At 64.1% G+C, this 19560-nt stretch carries 13 protein-coding genes and 1 tRNA gene; 6 read left to right on the top strand and 8 right to left on the bottom strand.

Translation table 11 applies throughout. The features are described from left to right. Positions 1-148 precede the first annotated feature (148 nt). The 7 genes from KCN53_RS04320 to KCN53_RS04290 form a co-directional block, all read right to left on the bottom strand. Complete coding sequence (locus tag KCN53_RS04320; RefSeq protein WP_088711280.1) at positions 149-3367, bottom strand: autotransporter outer membrane beta-barrel domain-containing protein; 3219 nt, start codon at positions 3365-3367, stop codon at positions 149-151. A 131-nt stretch (positions 3368-3498) separates the two neighbouring features. Next, positions 3499-5652 carry a TonB-dependent receptor gene (locus KCN53_RS04315; protein ID WP_172406150.1) on the bottom strand — a complete coding sequence of 718 codons (2154 nt, stop codon included), beginning with the start codon at positions 5650-5652 and terminating at the stop codon, positions 3499-3501. Positions 5653-5866: 214 nt separating this feature from the next. Next, complete coding sequence (locus KCN53_RS04310; RefSeq protein ID WP_088711282.1) at positions 5867-6805, bottom strand: FecR family protein; 939 nt, start codon at positions 6803-6805, stop codon at positions 5867-5869. Positions 6806-6841: 36 nt separating this feature from the next. Continuing rightward, positions 6842-7357, bottom strand: coding sequence for an RNA polymerase sigma factor (locus KCN53_RS04305; RefSeq protein WP_088711283.1), 516 nt, complete (start codon positions 7355-7357; stop codon positions 6842-6844). A gap of 158 nt (positions 7358-7515) precedes the next feature. Then, the gene (locus tag KCN53_RS04300) at positions 7516-8586 is read right to left on the bottom strand and encodes a phosphotransferase (protein ID WP_172406151.1); all 1071 of its coding nucleotides are present in this window, start codon (positions 8584-8586) and stop codon (positions 7516-7518) included. Beyond that, entirely contained in the window at positions 8583-8933 is a 351-nt protein-coding gene (locus KCN53_RS04295; protein WP_088711285.1) for a nuclear transport factor 2 family protein, read from the bottom strand. Before KCN53_RS04295 ends, KCN53_RS04300 begins: the two co-directional genes overlap by 4 nt. After that, complete coding sequence (locus KCN53_RS04290) at positions 8933-10165, bottom strand: FAD-dependent oxidoreductase (RefSeq protein ID WP_088711286.1); 1233 nt, start codon at positions 10163-10165, stop codon at positions 8933-8935. The genes KCN53_RS04295 and KCN53_RS04290 overlap by 1 nt, the downstream gene beginning before the upstream one ends. 194 nt (positions 10166-10359) lie before the next feature. Here KCN53_RS04290 and ilvD point away from each other — a divergent pair, with 194 nt between their 5' ends. The 3 genes from ilvD to KCN53_RS04275 all read left to right on the top strand — a co-directional run bounded on the left by ilvD (position 10360) and on the right by KCN53_RS04275 (position 13172). Further along, positions 10360-12207 carry a dihydroxy-acid dehydratase gene (gene ilvD / locus KCN53_RS04285; protein ID WP_088711287.1) on the top strand — a complete coding sequence of 616 codons (1848 nt, stop codon included), beginning with the start codon at positions 10360-10362 and terminating at the stop codon, positions 12205-12207. A gap of 232 nt (positions 12208-12439) precedes the next feature. Continuing rightward, positions 12440-12625, top strand: a complete 186-nt coding sequence (locus tag KCN53_RS04280; RefSeq protein WP_088711288.1) for a hypothetical protein — start codon at positions 12440-12442, stop codon at positions 12623-12625. Between the two features lie 364 nt (positions 12626-12989). Continuing rightward, on the top strand, positions 12990-13172 hold the full coding sequence (locus KCN53_RS04275) for a hypothetical protein (RefSeq protein WP_088711289.1): 183 nt from the start codon (positions 12990-12992) through the stop codon (positions 13170-13172). 170 nt (positions 13173-13342) lie between these two features. On the opposite strand, the gene KCN53_RS04270 is transcribed toward KCN53_RS04275, so the two are convergent. Then, positions 13343-13418: transfer RNA gene (locus tag KCN53_RS04270), tRNA-Thr, on the bottom strand. Positions 13419-13590: 172 nt separating this feature from the next. Between KCN53_RS04270 and KCN53_RS04265 the strand changes: the two genes are divergently transcribed. The 3 genes from KCN53_RS04265 (at position 13591) to KCN53_RS04255 (ending at position 19559) form a co-directional block, all read left to right on the top strand. Continuing rightward, entirely contained in the window at positions 13591-14208 is a 618-nt protein-coding gene (locus KCN53_RS04265; protein WP_088711290.1) for a PAS domain-containing protein, read from the top strand. 56 nt (positions 14209-14264) lie between these two features. Then, positions 14265-19016 (top strand): NAD-glutamate dehydrogenase, encoded by a 4752-nt coding sequence (locus KCN53_RS04260; protein ID WP_088711291.1) that lies wholly within the window; start codon positions 14265-14267, stop codon positions 19014-19016. A gap of 105 nt (positions 19017-19121) precedes the next feature. Further along, positions 19122-19559, top strand: coding sequence for a hypothetical protein (locus KCN53_RS04255; RefSeq protein WP_088711292.1), 438 nt, complete (start codon positions 19122-19124; stop codon positions 19557-19559). The last annotated feature ends 1 nt before the right edge of the window (position 19560 follow it).

Below are 19560 nucleotides of genomic sequence, written 5' to 3'. Positions count from 1 at the left end.
ACGTTGCTCACATACGCTGGTTGCATCATCTACAAGCGCAGAGCTCTCCGTTCTGCGCGGTCATTCCTACCTGACGAAACGGCAATTGGCCGCACGGTCTTGGAACCGCACGGCCAACCACCGGCGTCGGGCCCATGGAGGGGGTGAACTAGAACCCGACCCGCAACGAGACTCGGCCCGCAATCGCGTACCGGCCTTGCTGTTCCTCTGCGTTGATTTCACCGCCCAGGGTGAAAAGGTCGTCGCCGCCGACCAGCCGCAGTCCGCCGACCCAGCCGTCGGTCCGCTCCTCGGCAGCCAGCGTGAACTCGTCGCCGCCTTCGAAGCTCGCGACGGTATCGCCCAGCGATCCGGAGAGGATCTGTCGGCGGCCGCCTTCGGCCTCGACGCGCATCCATCCGCCGCCCGGCCGGTCGCCGCCGAACATCAGGCCGGCGACCAAACGCCCGGTCGCAGCAAGTTCGTCGCTGGAGCGGTCTTCGACGGTCAGATTGAAGGCATCGCCGCCACCGGCCTCGGAATAGCCGCTCTCGTCGAGGCGGTAATAGTCGAGCGTCGCTGCGGGGCGCAGGCTGAAGCGTCCTGCCCTGAAGTCGTAGCTGAGGCCGCCGGACGCCGAATAGAGCCAGCCGTCCCATTCGCCGTCCGCCGTCCGGCTGATCGTCTCGCCGTCCAAATCTCCGGTGAACCCGCGCTCACTGTCGTAGGACACATAAGCCGCGGAGCCGCGCAGGTGCGCCTGCACGCCGTTCCAGTCGCCGCGCCAGTGAACCGCTCCTTCGAACTGATCAGCGATCACTTCGTTGCCGGTGCCGTCATCCTCAATGTCGCTGCTCAGATATGAGAAGGACAGACCGACCCCGCCAAAGCCGGTATCGCCGAATTCGAAGCCGCCTCCGGCCCCCCAACCGCCGATGTCGTAGGACGCGGTATCGTCCGAGTCGGACGACGTGCCCCAGGCCGCCTGCTGCAGCCAGTATCCCCAGCCGCCCAGATCGACATAGTGAGCCGATGGATCCTCCAGCACACGTGCTATCTGGCGCGAAGCGAGACTGACCGCCTCGAAGGTTCCGCCTGCATGGTCGGGCAGCATCTGCTGGAGCGACCCGCGGACGCCATTGCCATCGGCGAGGTTCAGGAAAACGCCTGCGACGTCCTCGTCATTGTCTAGCGCCTCGAAAACCGCGTCATAAGCCCGAGACTGAGACGTCGTCAGACCCAGAGCCTCGGCGGACTTCCGCGCGAGCGTCACGCTGACTTCACCTGCGGTCTCGTCGACAGAAACGCTGCCGTCGAACAGGAAGGGCAGGCTCGCGGTATTCTGGGCCAGATTGTCGGCGCCGACCAGCGTGTCCGCCGTCAGAACCAGAAATTCGCCCTCGGATGCAGCCGCACCCGTCAGACGCACGGAGAGGGCGGACCCCTCGGCGAAGCTGGCGGTCCCGCCGACGTCGAACAGGCTTTGTTCGGCCGTCTCGGGATTGACCGTCACGCCCAGGGTAGAGCCCTCGTTCAGAGAAAGAGAAGAGAGCGTTATCGTCCCGACATTGGCTGCATCGAGCGTGCCGCCGTTCACGGTTACGTCCAACGTGCCGCTGTGAGCCAGACCGCCGCGCAGCAGCGCGTCCTCTCCTATGACCAGCGTGCCCGCCCCGGTACCGAAGTCGATATCTCCGATGAACCGGGCACTGCCCGAGATGCTGACTTCGTCGTCGTCGGCACCGAAAACCGCATTCCCGGTGAAGCCAGCGTCGTTTCCGAGTACAAGCCGGTTCGCGCCGTCACCGAAACTGGCATCTCCCGTCACGGTCCCGCCAAGGACCTCGAACAGGTCGCCGCCCGTGCCGAAGCGGACATCGCCGTTCAGCTCCGCCGCAACGCCGCCGTCCTCCGTTTCCGTCTGGCGCACCACGGCGCCGGTCTGGTTTGCGGACAGGTCGATAGCGACGTTCCGGCCATCTTCGCCTCCGCGTGCCTCGAGTTCACCGCTGTTAACGATCAGGTCGAGCGAACCTGAGCGATCGTAAATCGCGTAGGCCGTGCCATCCTCGTCGGTAACCGCCTCAAGCTCGCCGCTGTTCACGACGCTCTCCAGGACTGCTCCTTCCTCAATAAGGAGAGCGACCGCCCGGCTGTCTTCTTCCGCGCCGCCTGAAGCGCGAACGATTCCCGAGTTCACGAATGTGGGGGAGGCGGCTCCCGCCGACAGCATTACGGCCTGCGCGTTCGAGTCTGTCGAGACCGCAGAAATCGTTCCCGCATTGCGGATGCCGCCTGCAATCTCGACGGCACCGCCAGCACCGCCGATCTCGATGGCCGTTGCGGTCGCGCCGTCATAGACACCCAGTCCGCGAACCCGGCCGTTCAGGTCCAGCCCGTAGCTTGGCTCGTCGCCAGCGGGGGCGCCGATAACAATATCCTCGGCAGCGCCGATCTCTATGGCAGCCGCCTCGCCGAAGGACGTAACGTCGGCATCGCTTTCCGCGCTGTCATCGACGCCGTCGCCGTCCTCGTCGTCTTCGTCCTCGTCTTCGTCGTCGGGAGCCACGTCGAGCAGAATGCCGCCGGCAACATTGCCAGCGATGCGGATGGCCGGCCCGCCCTGCAGCAGGTCGTCTTCGTCGAGGTCCTCGGTATCCGAAGGCGCGGTCAGGCTGCGATAGCCACTGGCCGCTACCGTGTTCTGGATAACCAGCTGACCGCCGATGTCGCCGGACAGGTCGACAGCCACCGAATTCTCGCCGCGCGCGATCACCGCACCCGTCACACTGACATCTCCGCTGACATCGCCTGCGCGGATGCCTTGGCCGTCGTCGCCGACCAGGTCGATGCTTCCGCTGCTCAGCAGCGACCCATCGAGAGCGCTGTCGATGGCGATGCCGGCGGAATCGTTGCCGAAGACATCTATAGTTCCGCTGTTGTCGACTGTGCCCGTGAACGTTCCGCCCTCCGCGATGCGGATGGCGTACCGGTCCGAGCCTTCTGCGAACGGCCCGTCTGCGTCGCCGTCGTCGTCGTCATCTTCTGCCTCATAATCCTCGTCGATCAGGATCGTGCCACTGTTGATGATGTCGCCCGTACGACCTGCCTCGGCGAGAATTCCCGCGCCGCCATCGGCATCGCTGACGGTAATATCGCCCTCGTTCGTCACATCGTTGTCGCTGTCGAGCGTCACGGCGACACCGCCCGTCAGGGTGACCGCGCCGTCCCCGTCGATCAGCAGGTCGTCGCCCGCACCATCCGCCAGTTCAGAGGTGAGGAGCGGCGTCGTCACTTCATCGTCGATAACGGTTTCGGCCTGCGCCGGAACGACCAGCCCAAGCACCGCGATCGGCGTGAGGCAGGTGCAGCAAAGCAGTCTACGCATAACTTCCCTTTTCTTTCGGAACGCTCGTGAGACGGCGGCCCTCGAGAACAAGGACGTTGTCGACGTCCCAGACCCGCAAGCTCAGCCGAGATTTTTTTCAACCCATGACGCCGTTGCGGGAAAGCGCGCCTTCAGAAACTGGCGTCGAAGCCCAGACGGACGGTGCGCGGTCGCAGGGGCGTGACCTGGGCCCGATGGTCTAGCGTGAAGGGCGTACCCACGGAAAACCGGTTTGCTGCGGTGTCGAACAGGTTTGTAACGCCCAGAGAAATGCCGTGGTTGTCGGTGCCGAGCCGGATATGGATTTCTGCTTCGGCATAGTCGCCCTGCGGCTGATCGGCCATGCCCGGAAGCCCGACCTGCGAACTGCCGACATAGTGAGCGGCCAGCGCCGCGTTCAGCCGCACGCCGTCCCGAAGGGGCGCTTCATAGGCGACACGGGCCTGAGCGCCCAGATCCGCGACGTTGGGAAGCCTGGCATCGTTCGCGAGGCGAAGGTCCGCGGCGGGCTCGGTCACCTCGCTATCGTTGAGGAACAGGCCGCCGCTGAGCGACAAACCCCGAAGGGGTTGCCATTCGCCGCGCAGGTCCAGGCTGTCTAGGCGACCGTCGCCGATATTGGCGGTCGTCGGAAAACCGCCCACCAGAATGATGTCGGCCTGGATATCGTCCCAGTCGGTATGTGCCAGCGTGGCAGAGAAGGAGAGGTGCGGCGCGGAAACGCGCAGCCCCGCTTCCACCGTGGCGACACGATCGTTCTTGAAACGCTGTACGAATTGGTTGCGTACCGCCAGCCCCCCGGGCCGGAACCCCTCCTGGTACCTGGCGAACAGACTGACGTCGCCGGTCGCGCGGTACAGCAGCCCGACCGAGGGAAGGAAGGTCGTTTCCTCACGCGCTGCGGCGGCCTCCGCAGCCTCGACAATGAACTGGGAGGCCACATTGCGGCCCCTACCCGTCAGCCGCGCATAGGTGGCTCGCCCGCCCGCAGTCAGCACCAGGCCATCCGCAGGCTCGACCGAGCCTTCTGCGAACAATGTGGCCTCCTCGACGTCATTCTCAACGCCTGTCAACGAGCTGCTGAGGTTCGCCGCAAAGGACGACCGCGTGGTACTCACCTCGTTGCGCAGCAGGCTCAGCCCGGCGACCCAGCCGAAACCGCCGTTCATATCCTTTGATATTCGGTTCTCGGTGGTGAGCAGCAGCGACTCGCTCGATTGCAGGAAGACGGCACTCGGCCCGTCCGGCGGCGAGGCATCATATTGTTCGTCGCGGTTCTGCCTGACCACACCGGTCGAGGAGACGAGACTGATGTCGCCCCAGTTTCCGGTAATGGTCAGGTCGGCAAGCACGAAATCGCTCGAATAGCCCTGTGAAACTGCGCTTTCCCTCGTCCAGGGCGGCGCGTCACGGTCGGCAAACTGACTGTCACGGGCATCGAGCGTCTGAAAGGCGCCGCTGACATCGACGACCCAATTCGCGCTCGGCGTCCAGCGGAGGGACGCCCGCCCGCCATAGGTTTCCACCCGGTTGATGTCTTCGAGCTGGCGGCCGGTATCGTCGATATACCCGCCTTCGATTGCACCGTAGCCAACCACCCGTACCGCTGCGCCGCCTGTGGCAATCGGCAGATTGAATGCCGCTCCGAGGTCGCCCCCCGGATCGCCATGCTGCGTCAGCGATGCGCCGCCATTCGCTTTCAGGGCGAGTTCGCCGGGATCGGGCGCGTTCGGTACAACGCGAATGACGCCGCCCAGCGAGCCTGCACCATAGAGCGTGCCTTGCGGCCCCTCGAGAATCTCGATCCGGCTGATGTCGTACAGCATCAGGTCGGGGTCGGGCGCGTTATAGTTCAGCCTCGTATCGCCAAGATACTGACCCACTGTCGCCTGTGTCGGCCCGAGAAAGCTCGAATCCGCGATGCCGCGGATGAAAAGCTTATTTCGGCCCGATCCTCCATGGGTGGAGGCGATTGTCGCAACCCGGTCGACGATCGCATCGGTCCCCGTCCCGGCATTGAAGAACTCGGTCTCGCTTTCGCCAAGGACGACGGCAGGCCCCGCGTAATTGGCAAAGGTGAGTCCGCGTTTGCTGGCCGTGATCGTTATCGGCGCAGCGGAGGCGAGCTGAATCTGGCTGGCTGTCTCGATCTGCATCTGGCGAGCAACAGGGCTTCGGTTGAGAGTCCCGGGATCGGCCTCGATCCGCCAGGCGCGTTCGCCCACCTGAACGATACGCACAGGCAGGCCCGCGAGCAGACGGACCAATGCCTTGCTACCCGCCATCCTTCCTCGCACGGCCGAGGCTGCAAGGCGCGCAACCGATCTGTCCGCAACGGAGATGCTTAGGCCAGCCTGCTCGGACAGGCGGGTCAGCGATTCGGCCAGAGGCCCTGCCGGCACATCAACATAAGGCGCCGCAGAAGGCCGCTCCCTCGCGATGAGAGGCGAGGACGCCAGAAGCGCAGCGCCCGCAATGGCAATCGACCATCTTCGCACGTCAGTCCTTTGAAAGGATCCAGACCGCGCCTTCGCGGCGCGCTTGGCCACCGGCAAGCCGCCCGATGACGGGCACGAGGTCCTCCGCCTTACCCTCCAGCTGGATCGTACCGGTGAAACTGGACCCCGCAAGACTGGCATCCAGGCGAATGTCCGTGCCGAGGTTGCGACCGACATCGCGCGCCACCAGGCTGAGCGGCGCGTTCGCATAGACCAGTCGGCCGCTGCGCCAACTCGCGACATTCTGCGGCGATACCTTGCGGCGCACGGCGCGGCTTCCGCTGATCGTCAGCGCCTCTCCGGCCTCAAGTTCGATCGCGCTGTCAGCCGGATCGACACTGACCCGCCCCTCCGATACCTCGATATCCAGAATGGACTGACCGACCGCTATGTTGAACGCCGTTCCCATATCGACCACGCGCCGCCCCTTGACTTCGACCACGAACGGCTGGCTCTCATCGTGAACGACTTCGAAATGCGCCTCCCCGGACAACAGCGTGGCGGACCGCCCGTCTGGCACATAGGCCAGCTGCGCCGGTCCGTTCAGTTCGATGCGGCTACCATCCTCCAACGTCACGCTCTGGCGCGCCCCGGCAGCCACTTCGACCCGCGACAGCTCTGGCTCGCTCTCGATCAGCGAATAGCCGCCGATGGACGCCAGCACGGCTGCCGCGACGGCGGCGCCGAAAAACGCGCGGCGCGGCATTGTCGTCCGCAAAGCTGCCGCTTGACCCTCGTCATTGGCAGGTCGCCCTGCATTCCAAGTTTCGAGCAGGCCGACCGCCTCCTCTTCCGCCAGCGCCATCTCGTCGAAGGTCGACGCGTTGCGGGGACTTCCTTCCAGCCACGCGGTAAAACCGTCCCAGTCCGCAAAGGCGGGGTCCCGCATGCGGATGATCCAAATCAGGGCTTCGTCTTCTCTGTGTGTCACGTCGGTCATGTCCTAGTCCCCACAGAGAAGACGGACTCGTTGGCTTTATTCCGCATCCCGCCTCCTCTTAAAGGCGATCAGGGCACGGTACGCCTTCTGCAGGTGCTTCTCGACGGCACTGAGGCTAAGGCCCTGCCGTTCGGCGATCCGCTTCTGCGGCATGCCGTCCAGACGATAGCTGCGAAAGATCGTCATTGTCGGCTCGCCCAGCTCCTCGAGCATCCGCTGCACCGCCTCGAGCTCACGCCGCGCGAGCAGCGCCTGTTCCGGAGACGGCTCATCGGACCGGTCCGGCACCGCATCGTCGAGCGGCCTGCTCCACTCCCGCTCGCGCCGGCGCCGGTCGCGGCCGGCTCTGGCGCGATCCAGCATCAGGTTGTTGGCAGCGCGGAACAGATAAGCGCGCGGGTCGGAGACCGGGCCGCGCGGCGGCGCACGGCGCAGTTTCAGCCACAGATCCTGAAGCAGGTCCTCCGCCTCGTCGCCTGCTCCGCGTGCGCGCAGGAACCGAAGCAGCGCGTCGCGCTCGGCGGCAAATACGGAAACCAGACCGTCCGCCATGTCGCTGATCCGCCACTCCGCCTTCGCCGGTGCGCGCCACCCCCATAGCCGCCCGCCTTCCCAAAACGATCAGCGCGGCTGCCGCCACGCTTCCGCGCAGCTAGCAATTGCCGCTGACTGCGTCACTACGGGTTCGCGGGATGCCCTAGTCGACCGAGTTAGTCGACCGAATCGGCGCCGTGATCGAAGATCAGGTCCACCGCGCCGTTCAGCATGCGGAAGAACATATCATCGCCGCGCGCCGTTTGCGTAACCAGCATGGCCGCCACATAGGCGGTGGTAAACAGCTGGTAAGCGCCTGCAATATAATGCCGGGTCAGCTCTTCGCGCCGATACGGCCCTGCTCCCTGCCGTTCCAACTCCGCCAGATAGGCACCGATCAGACTGTCTTCATGCTGTTTGCGCTCGTCGGGAGTCAGCGCCCCGGCAATGAAATAGCCGATGTCGGAGGCCGGCGGCCCATAGGCGAAGGACTGCCAGTCCACGACCGTGAGCGGGTCCCCGCCAGCCGGCGTAGCAAACAGCATATTGTCGGGTCGGAAGTCGGTATGGATCAGGCTGCGGTTTCCCGCCCTCATCGGCTCATGGGCTTCCATATCGGCCGTATAGCTGTCGCCGACGCGCTGCGCCCTTTCGGTCAGGCGATCACTATAGCGCTGCTTGAAGCCTTCCCACAGCTGCACGAACATCTCCGGCGCCAGGAGTTCCGGGGCGTTGCTGGTTCCCGAAACCCACGGATACTGGTCGAGGGTAGCGTCGTTCCAGAATGCCGCATGCAGTTTGGCGGCTTCGCCCATCACGGTCATCGCTTCGGCGATCGAGACGCCCGCCAACTGATCGCCCTGCTCAGCCGGCGAGGCGTCGGACATCAGCAGAACGAAGTCATGCGTGTTTTCGTCGACTTCCGCAAAATAGCTGTACGGCGTCGATATCCGCGCCCGGTCGCGCAGAATCTGGTAGAATTTCACTTCGCGGTGATAATTGCCCAGCGCCACCCCCGTGCTGCGGCTCTCTTCGCCCTCCGACGGGAATTTACCGACCAGAGTCCGCGGCGCCCCCTCAGGAGCGGACGCATAGTCGAGCTCGAACCGTACGCAGTCGCCGATCTGGCCCGTACCGACCCTTTGCGCCACAAAGCCCGCTACGTCGGCATCCAGGCCATCGGCCTTCAGAGCAGCCGTCAGCCAGGCTTCGTCGATCTGCTTCCATTCGCGGATGTCCGGGATCACGATGCGGCGCCCAGTTCGTGAACATAGACTTCGTTATGCCCGATCCTGTCTCCCTCGAAGAGGACGAGGTCGAAGCCGCGCAGAGCCGCTACTCCACCGACATGGCAATACCAGCGCCCGCAGAAGCCATTCTCGATCGCCCAGACCGTCTCGGGGCGATATTCCATGTCGGGAGTTCCCCCGAACAGTGCCGTCAGATAGCTGCGAAGGGCCTCATGACCCGTAATTCCGCCTGCGGTCTGCGGGTCGGCATAATAGGCCTCCGGATGGTAAAAGCCGAGCAGGCGTTCGACATCCTTGTCGGTCCAGGCTTGCAGCCAGTCGGCATTGAAGCGTTCGATATCCATCAGCTTGCCCTCCCCAGGACCCGGTTGCGGTGCGTCTCGGTGTAGAAATCTTCGGGAACGCTTTCCGGGCCGGCCATGATGGCGATACCATGCATGCCGACTTCCGGATCGGCCGCGCGGCGTTGGTGATAGGATAGCCTGCGCGCCTTCGCCTCCTCACCGAACTCCATATCCAGCGAGGCCTGGAGCTGCCCCGCGAACCGCAGGCGCCGCATACGTTCGGCACGCTCTTCGGCGAAGGGGCGGAAATCCGGGACCTGTCCCGCTCCTGCATCCTTCAGCAGGTCCGACACGATGCGCACATCGCGATAGGTGATCGACAGGCCCAGCCCGTTTATCGGATCGTTCCAGCCAGCCGCATCGCCGATCAGCACGGCCCCTTCCGCGAAGGGTTCATCGGTCCAGCTGTCATTGTTGTAGTAGGAAAATAGCGGACCTGCCGGAGTGCCCTCCGCAATGGCGTCGTTGGCGGGGGCGGAGCGAAAGCGAAAGGATTCCAGGAATTTTTTGGTTCCGTCCTTCGCCGCGAAGCGCTTCATTTCGTCGAGCGCATAACCGCCATAGACGCGCACCCGGCTGCCGCCCTGGGGAAAAGCGAGGAAGCCGAAGTCACCCTCCGTTCCGATGGACTGACGCGTTTCGTCGATGCCATGAACGTCGTCCACCAGCAGTCCGGCAAACCAGTGATGCGGCTTGTCCTGGTTCAGCGCGATCCCCGCAGCCTTGCGGACCTTCGACTGCCGCCCCTCGGCTCCGACCACAAGCGGCGCGGAAGCGGTGATGGTGCGCCCGTCATGCTCGTAGGTAACCGACGGCGAGGCGCCGAGTTCGATGCCTGTCACTTTCACCGGACGCAGCGCTTCGGCGCCGCGGCGCCCGGCTTCGTCGAAGAGGGTCTGGCAATGCACCGGATGGCGGATGCATAGCGGTCCGGGTACGCCGGGAAGCAGAGCGAGCGGCATGACAGCCTCCTCGGCGAGCTCCGGCGGAATGCTCTCGTCATATGTGACGTGCGAGGTCAGGTGATGGCCGCCAGCACCCTTCAGAAGGTCATACAGACCCAGGCGTTGGGTTTCCGCAACGCCCCAGGGAGAGATCCACTCTCCGCGCACGCGGTCTTCATACTCGGCTGATTTTTCCAGCAGCAGCACGGACCATCCGGCCCCGGCCATCGTGGCCGCCAGCGCGGAACCGCCGATGCCGCCGCCGACGACGATCAGATCGTACGCCATAAATTCCCCAAGTCCTCATTCGAGTTCGATTTGGTTTCGCGTCCGTTTCTGTGCGGACGTCGGCTTGCTATTTCCCGCCAATCGCGCGGAAAGCCTACCTGCCGATTTTGACCTGTCCCGGGCGCTCGGGTGGACGCGGGGCGGCCTCAGGTAGTAGTAAGATTGCCGAAATTACCGCTTCGAAAGACACATTCATGCCCGCCTATCGCTCCCGCACGACCACTCATGGCCGCAACATGGCTGGTGCGCGCGGCCTGTGGCGCGCCACAGGCATGGCCGAAGAGGATTTCGGCAAGCCCATCATCGCCGTTGCCAACAGCTTCACCCAGTTCGTCCCGGGACATGTTCACCTGAAGGATCTCGGCCAGCTCGTTTGCGAGGAGATCGCTGAGGCGGGCGGTGTCGGCCGGGAATTCAATACCATTGCTGTCGACGACGGCATCGCCATGGGTCACGCCGGCATGCTCTATTCTCTGCCGAGCCGGGAACTCATCGCCGACGCCGTCGAATATATGGCGAATGCCCACTGCGCAGACGCGCTCGTCTGCATTTCCAATTGCGACAAGATCACGCCCGGCATGCTGATGGCGGCCATGCGTCTCAACATTCCGGCCGTCTTCGTCTCCGGCGGGCCGATGGAGGCCGGCAAGGTGGTGTGGGCGGATGGCCGCGCACAGGCGCTCGACCTCGTTGATGCCATGGTCGCGGCAGCCGACGACAGCCGCACCGACGAGGAAGTACAGACCATCGAGCGTTCGGCCTGCCCGACCTGCGGCAGCTGCTCGGGAATGTTCACCGCCAACAGCATGAACTGCCTGACGGAGGCGCTGGGCCTGTCCCTTCCCGGCAACGGCTCGGTGCTCGCGACACATTCTGACCGCGAGGCGCTGTTCCGGCGTGCGGGCCGTCTGATCGTCGATGTGGCGCGCCGGCACTATGAGCGCGAGGACGAGAGCGTCCTGCCGCGCCAGGTCGCCAGCCGCACCGCGTTCGAAAACGCGATGTCGCTCGATATCGCCATGGGGGGCTCGACCAACACCGTGCTTCATCTCCTGGCGGCCGCCCGCGAAGGAGAGATCGACTTCGATATTTCCGATATCGACCGGCTGTCCCGCCGCGTGCCGTGTCTGTCGAAGGTAGCCCCCGCTCGGGGAGATGTTCACATGGAGGATGTGCACCGCGCCGGCGGCGTTATGGCGATCCTAGGCGAGCTGCAGCGCGCCGGCCTGCTGCAGGATGAGGTTCCGACCGTGCACGCCCCCACCATGAAGGCCGCGCTGGCGGAGTGGGACGTCATGCAGACCGAAAGTCCCGACGTGGTGCGGTTCTACCGCGCGGCGCCCGGAGGGGTCCCGACGCAGACTGCATTCAGTCAGGACCGTCGGTGGGAAGAACTCGATATCGACCGCGAGGGCGGCGTGATCCGGGACCAGGCTCATGCCTATTCGCAGGATGGCGGTCTGGCTGTCCTGTTCGGAAATCTCGCGCCGGAGGGATGTATCGTGAAGACCGCCGGCGTCGACGACAGCATCCTCACCTTTTCGGGCAAGGCACGTGTCTACGAGAGTCAGGACGCAGCCGTCGCCGGGATCCTAGGCGGCGAAGTCGTGGAAGGCGACGTCGTCATTATCCGCTATGAAGGCCCCCGCGGGGGTCCCGGCATGCAGGAAATGCTCTACCCTACCTCATATCTGAAGGCGAAGGGGCTCGGCGCAGCCTGCGCGCTTGTAACCGACGGCCGGTTTTCCGGTGGCACGTCGGGGCTTTCTATCGGTCACGTCTCCCCCGAAGCGGCCGAGGGCGGCCTGATTGCGCTCGTCGAACATGGCGATCCGATCGATATCGACATTCCCGGGCGGACGATCGAGCTTCTCGTGGACGCCGAAGAACTCGCCCGTCGCAAGGCTGCGCAGGAAGAACGTGGAGACCGTGCCTATACGCCGAAGGGCCGCAAACGGGAGGTTTCACGTGCGCTCAGGGCATATGCCCTCATGGCGTCAAATGCGTCCCAAGGGGCGGTTCGGCGCCTCCCCGGGGAATGATTCGGGGCGGCCGCGCATCTTTCTTCGCGGTAGCCTAACTTTTTACCTCGAAGGATTTCCTGCACAAGCCTCTGGTATCATTTCCCTTTTTCCTCATTTCCCCGAGAGGCGATTGCCCCTTAAGAATTTGTCAGGCCTACGGGTCTTGGAAATGTAATAAATCTCATGTTATGGCCACGCCCAGTCGGGAGCGACGAGGGCTCCACGGCGACAGTTTTCTTTGGAGGGTTTAATGCTGAAACTGACTGGCGCGCTTGTGGCCGCTTTGACCATGGCAGCCGTGACGACGGCTCCGGCCCGCTCGGCGGTAGCGCCCATCATCGTCGGCGTTATTGCCGTCGCTGGCGTGGTCGGCGGCGTGATCGCCGTAACCGACAATAATGATGACGATGACGACGACGCCGTCTCCAACGGCTAAACGCTGAGAAAATGACTGTTCGATGGGGCCCCGTCCGGGGCCCTTTTCTTTTGCCGAGATAAACTCAGCGCGCGATCCTCTCCATTGTCGCGCCTTCGCACCCGAATCGCTCGCCCAGCATCGGCCACGACACTGGTGGCCGCCGTAGCGGCGCCCCCGGACATCACCGCCGCAATCATGCTGGGTGACAATAATAAGAATGAGATTTCGTCGCAAAGGCAAGACCTGCGAGAGCCTTCTAGAGAAAGGGGCCTCGCAATTTTTTCATTCCGCCACGGAACCGCCGGCTCCTTACCTTGTTAATCAGCTGTAAACCTTGGCTGTGCTAGCCTTGGCGAGGGGGCAAACCTTTGGGACTGAGTATATGACTAAACTTATTCTGGCTCTGACGGCCGCCCTGTCCATGGCAGCCGTTACGACGGCTCCGGCCCGCTCGGCGGTAGCGCCCGTTATCGTGGGCGTTGTTGCCATTGCGGGCGTTATCGGCGGCGTGATCGCCGTAACCGACGATGATGATGACGACGATGATGCTGTGTCGAACGGCTGACCTGAGCCGACATATCAACTGAAAAGGGGTCCGATCGGGCCCCTTTTCTTTTTGAGGCCGATGCCAAAAGGACCGGTGCTCGCAGGCTGGCCCCGGATAAACGGACAGGGGCATAGCGTCGGCTTCGGGAAAGATTCGGGAAGAGTATGAAGGCGGGTCTGAAGGGCGGGTGGTGCCGCTTAGGTGACTCGAACACCTGACCCCATCATTACGAATGATGTGCTCTACCAACTGAGCTAAAGCGGCAAACCCGACGCTGCGACCTCTATCTTGAGAGACGCTTCCACCGTGGGAAGGCGCGCCCCTATCAAAAGCGCACTGGCTTCGCAAGACGCTCGCTCAGCTCCCACGCGCGCTTAACGCTCCATCAACTCCCCTCTGCCAGACGGGTCGGAAAAGGCGGACAGATCGGAGGGTCATGAATAGCGTGCGAGGCAGGACCTTCCTGGATCTCGAACCCGACTTCGACGCACCGCCGCAATTCCGGGAGGAGCGCGAGCGGCGCATGCATGTCCGCGCACGCCGGTACTGGGAGCAGGCGCGGGGGTCAAAGGTCGCGCCTGCCCTTGCAGATCTGGCCCCCTGGCCGAATGCGGACATCGCCGAAAATGCCTGTCTGATCCAACGAGCGGCGGAAACCGGCAAGGTCCGCATAGAATATGTGGGCGCACGCCTGCGCGAACAGGGCCGTCTTCCCCACGGGGAACTGGATGTCACGAAGCTTCCCGAGGAGTGCCTCGTCGTCCGGCTGCTCTCCGCCTGCCCGCCCCCTCCATCATTCCCCCATCCCGTCGATGTCGAGGAAGAGATAGATACTGATCAAGGCGGCCGGCTACTCTACCGCGGCGTCCTGCTGCCCCTATCGGAACGTGGGAAAGAGGCGGATAGCGTTCTCATAGTGGTGAACTGGAAAGAGGTTGCTGGCGATGAAATGATCGGCGACCTGCGCCGGGAAACGGAAAGGATCGCCGGTGATGACGCCCGGCGGGGTGATGCGGTCTTGGCGCGCCATCGTCGCACTCGGCTTGCGGACTGAACCGCGAAGGCGATAAGCGTGCAATTCAACGCCCTTCGCGCAAAAAAGGCCCGCTTATGGCGGCAGATCATGCCCCCTCAACGCCGCAATCTACTCGAATCGACCTGAAAGGCGCGCTCGTTGCGGGTGCGCTACCCGGCGAAGCCGACGATCTGGACGAGCAGCTGGCGAACGAAATTGCCGACTTCGCGCTCGAGGCGGCTCGCGGGCGCAAGCCGGGTGAGGCAAAGCTCGTCATCGCCGAGACGCCGGGCGAACGCCCGAGGCGCTCCACGTCGATCGCTATTTCAAACGACGACATGCCCTTCCTGGTGGACTCCGTAACCAACGCGATCAGCGCGCGGGGCTTTGCGATCAACCGCCTGCTCCACCCAATTCTGGACGTGGCTCGCGACGCTCATGGCGATATCCGCGGCCTCGCTCCGGCCGACCGCGAAATTCTCCCCGAAGGAACGAACCGCGAGTCGCTGATCTACCTGGAAATGACTCACCTTACCGAGGAAGAGCGTCAGGATCTCGAACGGGAACTCACCGAGGTTCTCGTGGACGTGCGCCTCGCGGTGGCGGACTGGCGCACCATGCTTTCGCGGCTCGCGCGCGCATCGGAGTCTCTGGGCGCCGCGCGCATTGCCGTTCCGGCTGACGAAGTCGTGGAAGCCAAGGCGTTTCTGGAATGGCTCGGCGACGACAATTTCACCTTTCTGGGCTTTGCGGCCTTCAGCTTCGCTTCGGCGCTGACCGACCATGACGCGGAACCGGAATTCGAGGACGGGCTGGGATTGCTCCGCGACCCCGATTTTCCACTATTTCGCGGCGCCAAGGGATATGAGCGCCTGCCGCCGGCCCTACGCGAGTTCATGGCCACCCCGCAGCCGCTGCTGATCACGAAATCGAACGCCGTCAGCCGCGTTCACCGCAATGTCTATTTCGACGCCGTCAGCGTGAAGCGCTTCGATGACCAGGGGCAGGTCTGCGGCGAATATCGCTTCATCGGCCTGTTCACCTCCGCCGCCCTCTCATCGCCCCCGAATTCCGTCCCTATCATCCGCCGCAAGGTGGCGGCGGTGCGCGAGCGCCTCGGCTTCGACCCCAGCGGCCATTCCGGCAAGGCGCTCAACCATGTCCTGGAAACCTTGCCGCGCGGTGAGCTCTTCCTGACCGATGAGGACCGCCTGACGGAAATGGCGCGCGGCATGCTCTCGCTGCTCGACCGCCCGCGTCCAAAGGTCTTTACCCGCGTCGACCCGTTCGAGCGCTTCGTCTCCGCCGTCGTCTTCATCCCACGAGAAATCTACACCAGCGAGTTGCGGCGAAAGGTCGGCGACATGCTTGCCGAGACGTTCAACGCCCGGCTTGCGCGTTTCGACGTGGAACTTCGCGCGCAGGGCCTCGCGCGCGTACAATTCTATCTGGGCACCGACCCCGGGCAGGTGCCCGACATTGCCGAAAAAGACCTCGACCGTCGTCTCGGCGAGCTGGTGCGCGGCTGGAACGAGCAGCTGGAGACGGAAGCGATTGCCCGCTTCGGCGACGAACGCGGCGAGACGCTCGCACGCGTCTACGAAGCGGCGCTGTCGACCAGCTACCGAGACCAGTTCAGTCCGGCCGAGGCGGTGAAGGACATCGAACATCTGGAGGCGCTCGAGGGCCCTGAAGACCGGGAAGTTCAGTTCTACCGCAAGTCGGGCGACGAGGGCCACGACCTCCGCATCAAGATCTACCGCCGCGGTAATATTATCCCGCTCAGCGAAATGGTCCCGGTGCTCGAAGCCTTTGGCTTCCAGGTCATCGAGGAATTTCCGTTCGATGCTCCGGCGGGCGATGGCGGCGGGTGGATCCACGACTTCCTCGTTCACCGTTCCGACGGAGAAGCGCTCGACCTCGACTTCCTGAAAACCACCGCGGCCGGGGCGCTACGCGCCGTTCTTCTGGGCGAACAGGAAAACGACGCCTTCAACTCGCTCGTCACGGCGGTGGAACTCGGTGTGGAGGAGGTCGCATGGCTGCGCGCCTATTTCCGCTACCTGCGCCAGTCTGTCCTCCCCTACGGCCTTGCCACCGTGGTCGAAGCGCTTGCCCGCAATCCGGTGACGACTCGCGCGCTGGTACAACTGTTCTGCGCCCGCTTCGCACTGGATGTCGAAGACCGGGCGGCGGCGATCGGGGCCGCGCAGGACGCGGTGACGGCAGGTCTTCGCGACGTCGAAGCCATCGACGAGGACCGCATTCTTCGTCGCTATGCAGCGGTTATCGGCGCCACGCTGCGCACCACGGCCTTCTGCGCCGCTTCGCGCACCCTGGCCTTCAAGATCGATTCGGGCGCCGTTCCCGGCCTGCCCGCTCCCGTGCCCTACCGGGAAATCTGGGTCTACAGCCCCCGCGTCGAAGGCGTACACCTGCGTGGTGGCCCCATTGCCCGCGGCGGCCTGCGCTGGTCGGACCGGCGCGACGACTTCCGCACGGAGATACTCGGCCTCGTGAAAGCACAGATGGTCAAGAATGCCGTCATCGTGCCGACGGGGGCCAAGGGCGGCTTTTATCCCAAGCAACTGCCGCCCATGTCCGACCGCGACGCCTGGCTGACCGAAGGTCAGGCTGCCTACCGGATTTTCATCGAGGCACTCCTGTCGCTGACGGACAATGTGAAAGGCAATGAGACGGTCCCACCGGAAGGCGTCGTCTGCCACGACGATCCCGACCCCTATCTTGTAGTGGCCGCGGACAAGGGCACGGCGACCTTTTCCGACCTCGCCAATTCCATCTCGCAGGAACACGGCTTCTGGCTCGGCGATGCCTTCGCTTCGGGAGGCGCGCATGGTTACGACCACAAGAAGATGGGCATTACCGCGCGCGGCGCCTGGGTCAGCGTACAGCGCCATTTCCGCGAGATGGGCATAGACATTCAATCGGACCCCGTCCGCGTGATCGGCGTTGGCGACATGTCGGGCGACGTCTTCGGCAATGGCATGCTGTTGTCCAAGACGCTGAAGCTCGTTGCCGCGTTCGACCATCGCCACATTTTCATCGACCCCGATCCTGATCCGGCGGCGTCATGGGCGGAACGCAGCCGAATGTTCGCGCTGCCGCGCAGCTCTTGGGAAGACTATGACCAGTCGCTCATCTCGAAGGGTGGCGGCGTCTTCTCGCGCGCCCAGAAATCTATCTCGCCCACGCCGGAAATGCAGGAACTTCTCGGCATCGGCGCGGACGACCTTGCCCCCACCGACCTTCTGTCGGCCATCCTGAAAGCGGACGCCGATCTCCTGTGGTTTGGAGGTATCGGCACCTATGTGAAAGCTGCCGGAGAAAGCGACGCCGATGTCGGCGACCGGGCCAACGACCCCATCCGCGTAAACGCCCGCGACCTGCGCGTCCGGGTGATCGGCGAGGGGGCCAATCTCGGCATCACCCAGCCGGGCCGTATTTCTTTCTCCGCAGCGGGCGGCCGCGTGAACACCGACTTCATCGACAATTCCGCAGGTGTCGACTGCTCGGACAATGAGGTGAACATCAAGGTGGCGCTGCAGGACCCGCTGCGCGCCGGCACGCTGGAAGAGGAGGACCGCAACGCGCTTCTCGCCGAAATGACCGAGGAAGTCGCCGCGCTGGTGCTGCGGGACAATGTCATGCAGACACAGGCCCTCTCGGTGGCAGAGGCCGGCGGCCCCGATATGCTGCCCTCCTTCCAGCGCGTGCTGCAGGAAATGGAGACGCAGGAGCGCATCGACCGTGTGGTCGAACAACTTCCCGGCGACGACCAGTTGCAGCAGCGCGCTGCTGGCGGCCGAGGGCTCGAACGACCCGAACTCGCTGTGCTGCTCGCGCATGCCAAGATCGCCCTTTACGAGGCGATCGTCGAAAGCCCGCTTCCCGACGACCCCGCCCTCGTGGAGGATCTGGAATTCGCCTTTCCCGATCGGCTAAAGGCCGAGTTTCTCGACCAGATTCACGCTCACCGACTCCGGCGTGAGATCATCGCTACGAAAATCGCCAACCAGATCGTCAACCGCGGCGGCATCGCCATCGCTTTCGAGTTGGCCGAAGAGCATTCCGTTCCGCTGGCGCGTGTGGCCGCCGCGTTCGTCACGGCGCGTGAGCTGTTCCGCTTTCGGACATTGTGGCGCACCATCGACGCCGCCGCTCTCGACCCGCGTATCCAGATCGCCCTTCACCGCCGGTCGGGTCAGGGCCTGCGAACGCATATGTCCGACCTGATCGACGCGCTTGGACCGGCGGCGATGCCGAGCGAGACAGTGGCGATGCTGCGGCCGGGCCTCGAAGAGCTTCGCGAGAGCGTCGGCGACATTTTGGGAGTGGAGCCGCGTGCCGCCATTGAGCGGGGCCGGCAAAGCCTCGCGGCCGAAGGCGCGCCTGAGGAGCTGACCGAGAAAATCCTCGAGATCGAATCGCTCGACGGCGCCGCTCTCATCGCCAAGCTCGCCCACGATAAAGGCATGACGGCGACCGGTGTGGCAAAGGCCTATACCCGGATCGGGAGCGCGCTCGGTCTCGACTGGGCGCACGCGACGGCCGCCTATCTGGAACCGGCCGATCCCTGGGAGCGACTGCTGGCGTCCAGCCTGGCGCGCGATTTCGAAGTCATGCGTCTCGATCTCGTCGGCAGCTTCCCCGCTGAAGATGGCGCAGATGCAGAGGCGGAGGCTGAACGCTGGCTCGAAAGCCGCAAGGACGCGGTAGCGAACCTGTCGGCGACAATCGACCGTGCGCGGGCATCCGGCGTGCAGACGCCCGCCATGCTTGCACATCTCGCCAGTCAGGCGCGCTCGGTGCTAAGCAGCGGGTTCTAGGTGGAGCCACGCCGCCGCAGCCGGCATTCCGGATGTTCATCGGCAATTCAGCGGCGCAGGCGTCATCTGCAACCGGAGGCCCCCTCCTTCGTTCGAAAGACAGATATGACCAGTCGCTTTCTCTTGCTGACAGGCCTGGGCTTCGCGCTCGGCATCTGTTCAATTCCCGCCTCCGCACAGACCGCTACCGATGCTGGACAGGCGGACCCGCCCACTGACAGCGGCGTGCTCGTCTCGCCGCGGCAGGAACGCATCCCTCTCGACCAGTTTCTGGTCCCGCTGCGCTGCCCGGAGGACGAGATTTGCGTCGAGGCCCCCTATGAAGAGGAAGAGGAAACTCCGCCCCCGACGCCGGGCGACCGTGAACTCGACGTTCAGGCAGAACGCCGCGCGCTGTCGACACTCGGAAATTCGGAGCTTCCGACGAGCTGTTCCGCCGTGGGCGCGGGAAACAGCGCCTGCGCGTTCGAACAATATGAAGTTTTCCGCGAGGAGCGGGAACTGCTCGACGCAAAGGTCCTTCCCCCCGAAGAGCCCGAATAAG

Origin of the sequence: Pacificimonas aurantium (assembly GCF_020092905.1) — a bacterium.
In the GTDB taxonomy this organism is placed as follows: domain Bacteria; phylum Pseudomonadota; class Alphaproteobacteria; order Sphingomonadales; family Sphingomonadaceae; genus Pacificimonas; species Pacificimonas aurantium.
The sequence above is the reverse complement of the archived record's forward strand: the minus strand, read 5'-3'. Positions and strand labels throughout refer to the sequence as shown.

Coding starts and splice junctions, on each gene's coding strand:
- KCN53_RS04320 (WP_088711280.1), bottom strand. CDS start 3,367: ATGCGTAGACTGCTTTGCTGCACCTGCCTCACGCCGATCGCGGTGCTT.
- KCN53_RS04315 (WP_172406150.1), bottom strand. CDS start 5,652: ATGGCGGGTAGCAAGGCATTGGTCCGTCTGCTCGCGGGCCTGCCTGTG.
- KCN53_RS04310 (WP_088711282.1), bottom strand. CDS start 6,805: ATGACCGACGTGACACACAGAGAAGACGAAGCCCTGATTTGGATCATC.
- KCN53_RS04305 (WP_088711283.1), bottom strand. CDS start 7,357: ATGGCGGACGGTCTGGTTTCCGTATTTGCCGCCGAGCGCGACGCGCTG.
- KCN53_RS04295 (WP_088711285.1), bottom strand. CDS start 8,933: ATGGATATCGAACGCTTCAATGCCGACTGGCTGCAAGCCTGGACCGAC.
- KCN53_RS04290 (WP_088711286.1), bottom strand. CDS start 10,165: ATGGCGTACGATCTGATCGTCGTCGGCGGCGGCATCGGCGGTTCCGCG.
- ilvD (WP_088711287.1), top strand. CDS start 10,360: ATGCCCGCCTATCGCTCCCGCACGACCACTCATGGCCGCAACATGGCT.
- KCN53_RS04280 (WP_088711288.1), top strand. CDS start 12,440: ATGCTGAAACTGACTGGCGCGCTTGTGGCCGCTTTGACCATGGCAGCC.
- KCN53_RS04275 (WP_088711289.1), top strand. CDS start 12,990: ATGACTAAACTTATTCTGGCTCTGACGGCCGCCCTGTCCATGGCAGCC.
- KCN53_RS04265 (WP_088711290.1), top strand. CDS start 13,591: ATGAATAGCGTGCGAGGCAGGACCTTCCTGGATCTCGAACCCGACTTC.
- KCN53_RS04260 (WP_088711291.1), top strand. CDS start 14,265: ATGGCGGCAGATCATGCCCCCTCAACGCCGCAATCTACTCGAATCGAC.
- KCN53_RS04255 (WP_088711292.1), top strand. CDS start 19,122: ATGACCAGTCGCTTTCTCTTGCTGACAGGCCTGGGCTTCGCGCTCGGC.